General features: G+C 71.0%; 10 protein-coding genes. 3 read left to right on the top strand and 7 right to left on the bottom strand.

All coding sequences use genetic code 11. From position 1 onward, the window contains the following. The 5 genes from E1292_RS30815 to E1292_RS30795 all read right to left on the bottom strand — a co-directional run. Window positions 1-509: ACP S-malonyltransferase (locus tag E1292_RS30815; RefSeq protein ID WP_181958322.1), on the bottom strand; the 509-nt coding region annotated here is incomplete at its 3' end. Between the two features lie 103 nt (window positions 510-612). After that, a complete protein-coding gene (locus E1292_RS30810; RefSeq protein ID WP_132506107.1) occupies window positions 613-1737 on the bottom strand; it encodes a PucR family transcriptional regulator in 1125 nt (374 codons plus the stop codon). A gap of 99 nt (window positions 1738-1836) precedes the next feature. Further along, window positions 1837-2268 carry a DUF350 domain-containing protein gene (locus tag E1292_RS30805; RefSeq protein ID WP_132599239.1) on the bottom strand — a complete coding sequence of 144 codons (432 nt, stop codon included), beginning with the start codon at window positions 2266-2268 and terminating at the stop codon, window positions 1837-1839. Window positions 2269-2341: 73 nt separating this feature from the next. After that, entirely contained in the window at window positions 2342-3487 is a 1146-nt protein-coding gene (locus tag E1292_RS30800) for a glutathionylspermidine synthase family protein (RefSeq protein ID WP_132599237.1), read from the bottom strand. A 3-nt stretch (window positions 3488-3490) separates the two neighbouring features. Then, the gene (locus E1292_RS30795; RefSeq protein WP_132599235.1) at window positions 3491-3892 is read right to left on the bottom strand and encodes a hypothetical protein; all 402 of its coding nucleotides are present in this window, start codon (window positions 3890-3892) and stop codon (window positions 3491-3493) included. 100 nt (window positions 3893-3992) lie between these two features. Here E1292_RS30795 and E1292_RS30790 point away from each other — a divergent pair, with 100 nt between their 5' ends. From E1292_RS30790 to E1292_RS30780, 3 genes are all read left to right on the top strand, one after another. After that, complete coding sequence (locus E1292_RS30790) at window positions 3993-5015, top strand: PHP domain-containing protein (RefSeq protein WP_132599233.1); 1023 nt, start codon at window positions 3993-3995, stop codon at window positions 5013-5015. Between the two features lie 116 nt (window positions 5016-5131). Continuing rightward, window positions 5132-5860, top strand: coding sequence for a helix-turn-helix transcriptional regulator (locus E1292_RS30785; protein ID WP_132599231.1), 729 nt, complete (start codon window positions 5132-5134; stop codon window positions 5858-5860). Window positions 5861-5951: 91 nt separating this feature from the next. Beyond that, on the top strand, window positions 5952-6308 hold the full coding sequence (locus tag E1292_RS30780; RefSeq protein ID WP_132599229.1) for a VOC family protein: 357 nt from the start codon (window positions 5952-5954) through the stop codon (window positions 6306-6308). Window positions 6309-6444: 136 nt separating this feature from the next. On the opposite strand, the gene E1292_RS30775 is transcribed toward E1292_RS30780, so the two are convergent. Both E1292_RS30775 and E1292_RS30770 read right to left on the bottom strand, forming a co-directional pair. Beyond that, complete coding sequence (locus tag E1292_RS30775; protein WP_132599227.1) at window positions 6445-7233, bottom strand: maleylpyruvate isomerase family mycothiol-dependent enzyme; 789 nt, start codon at window positions 7231-7233, stop codon at window positions 6445-6447. A 10-nt stretch (window positions 7234-7243) separates the two neighbouring features. After that, window positions 7244-8740, bottom strand: coding sequence for an alpha/beta hydrolase (locus E1292_RS30770; RefSeq protein WP_132599225.1), 1497 nt, complete (start codon window positions 8738-8740; stop codon window positions 7244-7246). Between the last annotated feature and the right edge of the window lie 152 nt (window positions 8741-8892).

Raw genomic sequence — 8892 nt, 5'->3', positions numbered from 1 at the left:
GCCTTGAACGCGGCCAGCTGCTCGATGGTGCCGCCGGCCACGATCTGCCCGGCGCCGTTGATGTTGGCGGCGGTGAGCCCGTGCCTCTCGATCGAGGCGAGAACCTCCTCCTCGACGCCGCCGAGCACGGCCGTCATGCCGGTCTCGGTGATGGCGGCGGCCTTGGCCATGGCCTGGGCGCGCTCGCGGATCAGGGAGAGCGCCTGCTCGGGGGTGAGCACCCCGGCCAGCGCCGCGGCGGCGAACTCGCCGACGCTGTGCCCGGCCACCACGTCGGGGGTCGCGCCGAGCGCCTCGGCGGAGGCCAGCGCGGCGGCCACGAGCAGCGGCTGGGCGACGGCGGTGTCGCGGATCTCGTCGGCCCCGGCGGTCGTGCCCTGGGCGATCAGATCGACCCCGGCGACCTCGGACCACGAGCCGAGCCTGTCGGCCAGACCGGGCAACTCAAGCCATGGAGTCAGGAAGCCTGGCGATTGGGCACCTTGGCCCGGAGCGACGAGTACAAGCACAAAATCCACCATGCCCTGTAGAACTCCGACACGCGGATGGAGATCCGTACGAACTTTGTCCAGGGTGATTTGTAGGAACCCTACAGTGGGGATTTCGGCGCGGTTACGTTAGGGCGCGCCAGCTTACTGCACTCTCCGCGAGCCTGCCGAGGATGAGCCCCACCTGGAGGGTGAAGGCGGACCTGCCCTCGGTGGGCTGGTAGCCGGTCAGTTCGGTGATCTTCTTGAGGCGGTAGCGCACGGTGTTGGGATGGACGAACAGCAGCCGGGCCGTGGCCTCCAGCGAGGTGCCCTGCTCCAGGTAGGTGGCCAGAGTGTCGAGCAGCGGAGTGCCCGCGAGCGGCAGGTGGACGCTCTCGATGAGCTGCCGCCTGGCGTCGAGGTCGCCGTCGAGCGCCCGCTCGGCCAGCAGGTCCTCGGCGTGTACGGGCCTCGGCGCGTCGGGCCATCCCGACGACGCCTTCAGCCCGGCCAGCGCCGCCCTGGCCGAATTGGCGGCGGCGTGCAGGTCGGGCACCTCGGGGCCGATGACGATGGGGCCCACGCCGAAGCGGGCCACGACCTGCTTGGCCGCGTCGTTGACGCTGCCCGCGCCGCCCACGATCACGATCAGCCGGTCGGCCTGGACACCCGCCAGCAGGTCCATGCCGATGCGGCGGCCCTTCTCCCGCAGGCCGTCGATGACCGCGCGCGGGTCGCCCTCCGGGGCGTGCCCGGCGATGACGACGACGGGGGAGGAGGTCCAGCCCAGGGCGGCGGCCCAGGAGTGCAGGCCGTCGTCCACCTCGCCGCGCACCAGGGCGTCCACGATCAGGGCTTCGAGCCTGGCGTCCCACGAACCCCTGGCCTCGGCCTCGCGGGCGTAGACGTGGGCGGCGGCGAAGGCGACGTCGCGGGTGTAGCGCAGCATGGCCTGCTGGAGCTCGTCCTCGCCGCCGGGCGCGGCCAGCTCGTGGGTCTGCGCCTCGACCACCTCGACCACGACCCTGACGATGTCGACGGTCTGCTGGAGCGAGATCGACCGTTTGAGCTCGCGCGGCGCCGTGCCGAAGAACTCGATGCTGGGCGTGCGCCGCCCCTCACCGGCGGTCGAGAACCACTCGACGAACGCGGCGATGCCGGCCTGGGCCACGAGCCCCACCCACGACCGGTCCTCGGCGCTGAGCGCCCGGAACCATGGCAGTTGCTCGTCCATGCGCGCCATCGCCGCCGTGCCGAGCGAGCCCATGGCCCGCTCGAGCCTGCGTGTCGTGTCCTCCCGGGTCCGCTCTGTCACGTCTCCTAGAGTGCCAGGTCCCCTCGGCTGACCGGAACGGTGACCGGCCGGTCAGATGACGGCGACGGCGGTGATGAGCCCGATCGCGACGTGGGTCACCGCGAGCAGGCGCGCGCCCGGCTGCAGGTCGGGCTCCTTGACCAGCTCGCGTACGGAGATGCCGACCACCCGGTCGAAGATCAGCATGGCCACCGTCTGCACCACGATGCCGACCAGCCCGAACACCGCCGTGCCCGCGAGGCCCTCCGTGAGCCGGCCGCCCGACGACCAGATCGAGGCGGCCACGATCAGCCCGATCGCGGCCATGGCCGAGGTGGCCAGCAGGGTGGCGTTGGGATTGCGCTCGGTGCGGATGACCTCGCTCAGCTTGCCGGGCGTGGCCCAGTCGATCACGTAGAACCCGACGATCATCAGGATCACGCCGACGGCGGCGTATGCGGCGACGGCGCCTGAGCCGCGGGCGAGGATTTCGAGAAGAGTCACGTCAGTTCAGTTCCAATCACGGGGAGCGTGTCCGCCCGGAGCTGGGGCGGGCAGGAGTCGGTCGGAGAACACGTCAATCAGCGATGCGGTGCGGGACGAACGATGAGGTGTCGTCGGTGATGAGGCCGGTGGTCTCCCTGATGCCGAGCCCGGCCGCCTCGTCGGCGACCACCCAGGCGCCGAGCACCGGCCGCTGCCCCTCGAAGACGGGCAGCGCCTCGAAGCCCTGGAACACGTACCCCTCGCGGCCGTAGACGCCGGGGGTCTCCTGGGTGCCCTCGGGGGTGACGATCCGCATGGAGGCCCCCTCCCTGCCGAGCAGTGGCTTGGCGATGTAGGAGGTGAGGTCACGAGGGCCGTCGAGGTAGGCGGGCATGAGGTTGGGATGGCCGGGATGGAGCTCCCACAGCAGGGCCAGCAGCGCCTTGTTGGACAGCAGGGTCTTCCACAGCGGCTCGATCCAGGTGGCGTGTCGTACGGCGTGGCGTCCGAAGTCCTCGGCCAGCATCCACTCCCAGGGATAGAGCTTGAAGGCCGAGCGGATCATCCGCTCCTCGACGTCCACGAAGCGGCGGTTGAGGGAGTCCCAGCCGATGTCCTCCATGGCCACGGAGACGGTCTGCAGGCCCGCCTGCTCGGCGGTCTCCTGCAGGTAGGCCACGGTCATGGCCTCCTCGCCCGTCTCGTCCATGTTGGTGAACGCGAAGTGCGTGGGACCGGGGGGCAGCCCCAGCTGCGTCCAGCGCTCGATGAGCCGCTCGTGCACGGAGTTCCACTGGTCGCCGCCGGGGTGCGCGTCCTGCAGCCAGAACCACTGGATCACCGACGACTCCACCAGCGAGGTGGGCGTGTCGGCGTTGTACTCCAGCAGCCTGGCCGGACCCGTGCCGTCGTAGCGCAGGTCGAAGCGGGCGTACAGGTGGGGGTCGCGGCGCTCCCACGAGCGCGCGACGTCCTCCCACGCCCATTCGGGGATGGCGAAGTCGGCGAAGCGGCCCGCCGAGACCACGTGCTCGACGGTGCTCAGGCACATGGCGTGCAGCTCCTCGACCTGCTCCTCCAGCTCCTCGACCTCGTCCATCGAGAAGACGTAGTGGACGGACTCGTCCCAGTAGGGGCGGCTCAGCCCCGACGGGTGCGCGGCCTTGTGGTAAGCCAGTCCCTGGCTCTCGATCGTCTCCTCCCAGCCTGGCCTGGGAGTGCCGTGCTCGCGCCGCACCTGTCAGCCCCCGCCGCCCCATTTGCTGCCGAAGCCGCCTCGCTGGATGGATTTGCCGTTGCGGGTGTTGATGTCGACGTTGGACGGCCGGTAGGTGGTGCCACCGCGCACCCGGTTGCCGACCCGGGTGCCGCCGTAGTACCAGAGGTAAGCCCCACGCGACCCGCCGTAGTAGTGCGTGCCGCCGTCGTCGTCATCGTCGCAGTAGTCGTCGTCGACGATCTGGTAGCTGCCGTCGTCGAGTCGCATGACGCAGTCCGCGGTGACCTCCTCGTCGTCCTGCACGGCGGCGCAGTAGCCGACCAGCATCACGGACAGGACGCCGAGGATCGTCAGGGGGATGGCTTTCGACGCCTTGCGCGGAGGTTGCGGAGGCGAGTGGTGGGTGGGCGGCGGTGGTGCCATCAAGCTCCTGCTTTCATGGGCCGATTACTCTAGCGGCGGCGTCCGTCCGTGTTCAATGAGTAATTACTGCATCTCGATTTATTTCGGCTATGGAGGATGTATGGATCCGGTCATGGCCCTGCGTGAGATCGCCTTCCTGCTGGAGCGCGCGGGCGAGCCCACCTACCGTGTGCGGGCCTTCCGCCGCGCCGCCGCGGTCGTCGCAGACCTCCCCGAGGACGAGCTCGTGCGGCTGGTCCGCACCGGTGGGCTCGGCGACCTGCCGGGCATCGGCAAGGTCACCGCTCTAGTGGTCAACGAAAGTCTCGATGGCCAGGTTCCGACCTACCTGCGAAGGTTGCACGCCACGGAGGGCGTCGAGCTCGACGCCGAGACCGCCGCGCTGCGCACCGCGCTGAAGGGTGACCTGCACAGCCACTCGGACTGGTCGGACGGCGGGTCGCCGATCGAGGAGATGGCCGAGACCGCCGCCCGGCTCGGCCACGCATATCTGGCGCTGACCGACCACTCGCCCCGCCTGACGGTGGCCAAGGGCCTCTCGGCCGAGCGCCTGGAGCGCCAGCTGGGCGTGGTGGCCGAGCTGAACGAGCGCCTGGCCCCGTTCAGGATCCTGACCGGCATCGAGGTGGACATCAACCCGGACGGCTCGCTCGACCAGGAGCGGGAGCTGCTCGAACGGCTCGACGTGGTGGTGGCCAGCGTGCACTCCAAGCTCCGCATGGACGGCGCCGACATGACCCGCAGGATGGTCACCGCCATCGCCGACCCTCTCGTGGACGTGCTGGGGCACTGCACCGGCAGGGTGGTGCGGGCCGGCGGGCGGCGCGGGGAGCGCAGGCCGGAGTCGGAGTTCGAGGCGGAGCTGGTGTTCGAGGCGTGTCGGCGGTTCGGGGTGGCGGTCGAGGTCAACTCGCGGCCCGACCGGCTCGACCCGCCCAAGCGGCTGATGCGGCTGGCGTACGAGATGGGGTGCGTCTTCGCGATCGACTCCGACGCGCACGCCCCGGGGCAGCTCGACTGGCAGCGGTACGGTTGCGAGCGGGCCGCCATGTGCGGCATCGAGGCGGAGCGCGTCGTCAACACCTGGCCCCTGCAGAGGCTCCTCGACTGGACCCGGGCCTGACGCGCGCCCCCGACCACCCCCCGGTCGTCAGATCTTTGTAGTCTTGCGGTGAGGCAGGGGTTACCGGGCGCCGCGGGGGCCCGCGATTGTCGGTGGCTCGGCGTAGCGTCGCGGCTGTGAACCGTACCGACCGGCTCTACGCGCTCGTCGAGGACCTGCGCGCCATCGCGCCACGCTGCCGCTCCGCCCGCGAGCTCGCCGGGCGGTTCGAGGTGAGCGTGCGCACGATCGAGCGCGACATCACCGCGCTGCAGGAGTCCGGCGTCCCGATCTACGCCCAGCCGGGCCGCAAGGGCGGTTACGCCATCGACAGGAAGATGTCCCTCCCCCCGCTCAACTTCAGCCCGGCCGAGGCGGTGGCGATCGCGGTGGCGCTCAGCCAGGCCGGCGACCAGCCCTTCGGCCGCCAGGCCCGCAGCGCGTTACGCAAGGTGGTGGCGGCGATGCCGGGGCCCGAGGGCGAGCTCGCCAGAGAGCTGGCCCGGCGGGTGCAGCTCGTCCAGCCGCCCGACCAGCCCGCCGCCGGCATCCGGCCCTTAGGCGCCGAGGGCATCTCCCGGGCCATCGAGGAGGCGCTGCTGCGCCGCCGCGTGCTCAGGCTCGACTACGCCGACGCCAAGGGCGCGTTGACCTCGCGTGACGTCGAGCCCGGGGTGTTCCTGGGCGGGCGCGGCGGTTTCTGGTACCTCGTGGCGTGGTGCCGGCTCCGCGACGACGTACGCGTCTTCCGCCTCGACCGCATCGCCTCCGCCACCGTCACCGGCGAGCGCTGCCCGGAGCGCCCGCTCGAAGGGTTCGCCACCGACGTGCCCGAGATGGTCGTCCACGGCACCAGGCTCGACTGAACGTGCGCTCGAAAATCAAGAGGAAACACCGACATAGGGTTGTCGCCCTGCCGTTAGATCGTTGTCCTGTTCGAGAACTGAGGAGACGATGATGGACAACACGGTGACGTGGTTCGAGGTCGCCAGCGACGACCCCGAGGGCGCCCAGAGGTTTTACGGCGGCCTGTTCGGCTGGGCCTTCACCGGCGAGGGCGGCCCGATCGACTACCGCACGATCAGCGCGCCGGGCGGCGACCAGCCGATGGGCGGGCTGTTCAACACCAAGGGCGAGTTCCCCAACCACGCGATCTTCCACGTGCAGGTGGCCGACGTGGAGGAGACCTGCGCCAAGAGCGAGTCGCTCGGCGGCAAGGTGCTGATGAAGGTGATCGACGACGGCGCCGGCACCGACTTCGCCTACGTGAGCGACGTGTCCGGCAGCGTCTTCGGGGTCTTCCACCGCAGGTGACCATCCGGGCGCGGGCCGGGGGAGCGCCTTCCCCGCGACCACCGGCCGGCGCCCGGGCCGCTCCGCGCGGAGCGGTTCACCATGACGCCCTGGACACGCCGCCGATCGCCGAGCGGCGGCGCGTCCAGGGCGATCGTCAGAAGTCGACGGCGGCCAGCCAGCGGTCGAGGAGATCGCGGTCGCCGTGGACGGTCAGGTCGTCGGGTGAGCGCCTGCCATAGAGCATGAGCAGCAGATCCGACACCGGGCCCTGGACGGCGGTGTCGCCCTTGGCATGGCCGCGCGCCCAGGTGATCTTCCCGGCGGGGCCCTGCGTGATGGTCCACTCGCCCTCGCCGTCGCTCGCGTGGAGGTGGATCGTGGCCCCCTCCACACCGAGCCCGGCCAGCGACCGGGTGACCCAGGCGGCGTGCGGCAGGTTGTGCAGGAATTCCTCGACGCCGTCGATGGCGGTCTCCGCCGGGACGACCGGGTCGAGGCCGAGCGCGAGCTCGGCGTCGGCCCGGTGGACCACCAGCTCGAAGAGCATCCGGCGCGGCCACCACGCGGCCCGCCGGTCCGGGCCCCAGGTCCACACCTCGAGCTCCGGATCGGTGGTGCGCAGCGTGTCGAGCAGCTCGGCCGCCCCCGACATCAGCCAAGCGGGGTCGCCGCTCTGCCCCTCGGCCAGCCCGCTCGGCACCTGCCGCGACCAGATCTTCTCCCGAACCTGGTTGCGCAGCACGTGGACCGCCCAGCGGTGAGTCTGGCCGACATGCGTGATCAGCTCGGCGATCGTCCATCCCGGGCACGTCGGCACCGGTACCGACAGGTCGCCGGCCAGGGCGGCCAGGCGCGCGGCCTCGGTCTCCATCTGCTCGATGCGTGCGCTACGCGAGTCGTTCCCCGTCGCCCGGCCCGCGCTCCGCGCGTTGTTCTGCGTCACCTGGCCCAGCCTAGGCCGCCGGGCATGTGGCGCCCTTCTCGGGCACCTTGCCGTCCAGCAGGTACGCGTCCACGAGCCCGCGCACGCACTTGCTCCCCGACAGGTACGCCCCGTGCCCCTCGCCCTCGTACGTCACCAGCGTGGCCGTCTTGAGCTGGGACGTCAGCTTGGGCGCCCACTGGTACGGCGTGGCCGGGTCGCCCTTGCCGCCCACCACCACGATCGGCGCGGACCCGGTGGCGTCGACGCGCCGCGCCTGGTCGCTGCCCTTGACCGGCCAGACCCGGCACAACCCGCCCGAGCCCTCGCTGCCGAACAGCGGCGAGATCTTCAGCGCGGCCGCCTCGGTGCGCCGCAGCTCGGCCTTGCTGGGACGCTCCGCGGTGTCGGCGCACGTGATGGCCGGGAAGCTGGTCATCTGCGTGGAGTAGGTGCCGTCCTCCCTGCGCCCGGTGTAGTTGTCGGCGAGATAGAGCAGCGCCTCGCCGTTGCCCTTGAGCCCTTCGCTGAGCGACTGCTCCAGGAACGGCCAGGTCAGCTCGGAGTAGAGGGCGGCGGCCACGGCGGTGGAGGCCAGCCCCTGCGTCAACGTGCGGCCGTGGACGTTCAGCGGCTTGGTGGTCAGCCGCTTCAACAGGTTCTCGACGTTGCGGTTGGCGGTGGCCTCGTCCTTGCCGAGCGCGCACGTGGTCTTGACGCACGACCGCAGGAAGCTCTCGTACGCCCGCTGGAAGCCGCGCGTCTGCGCCAGCGTGCGCTGCTCGAACGAGACCGTCGGGTCGAGCGGCGCGTCGAGCACCATCCGGCCCACGTTGTGGGGGAACTCGGTGGCGTATACGGCACCGAGCTGCGTGCCGTACGACATGCCGACGTAGTTGAGCTTGGAGTCGCTCACGGCGGCGCGGATGCGGTCCATGTCGCGGGCGGCGTTCACGGTGCCGACGTAGGGCAGGATCTTGCCGGAGTCACGCTCGCAGAGCTCGGCGAACCTCTTGTTGGCCGCCGTGGTGCGCCGGTGCGTCTCCTCGTCGGGCGGCAGCGTGTTCAGCGAGGTGTACGTCTCCAGCTCGGAGGCGTCGCCGCAGCGCACGCCAGAACTGCGGTCGACGCCGCGCGGGTCGAAACTGACCAGGTCGTAGCGGGTCCGCAGCGTGGTGAGCGCCTTGGCCGCCTGGTCGAGCGTGTCGACACCGGACGCGCCAGGGCCGCCGAAGTTGAACACCACGGATCCCAGCCGCCGGCCCTTGCCGGTGGCGGGCAGCTTGATGAGCGCCAGGTCCAGCTGCTCGCCGTCGGGTTTGGCGTAGTCGAGCGGCACCGCGAGCGTGCCGCACCGCACTGAGCTGTCCTGGCGGGCGGGAGGCTCACCATCGGGACGCTCGATGTCGGTGCACGGCCCCCAGTCGATCGTGGCGGTCTCGCCGGGGGCGTCCGTGGCGGGCTCGGCGGGTGCGGTGGAGCAGCCGGCTGCGGTCACGAGCAGGGCGGCGGCTAGGACACGACGCATATCGATGGAACTTCCCCTCGTCTCTCAGGGGGAAGTAGTGCCCACAATACGTGACGATGCACCGATCCCGGGTGAGGCGGCGCGTATCCACCCTGGTCGCGCCGCATCGACGGCGCTCCCGCGAGGCCTCGCGGGAGCGCCGTGATCGCCCG

Origin of the sequence: Nonomuraea deserti (genome assembly GCF_004348685.1) — a bacterium.
In the GTDB taxonomy this organism is placed as follows: domain Bacteria; phylum Actinomycetota; class Actinomycetes; order Streptosporangiales; family Streptosporangiaceae; genus Nonomuraea; species Nonomuraea deserti.
The sequence above is the reverse complement of the archived record's forward strand: the minus strand, read 5'-3'. Positions and strand labels throughout refer to the sequence as shown.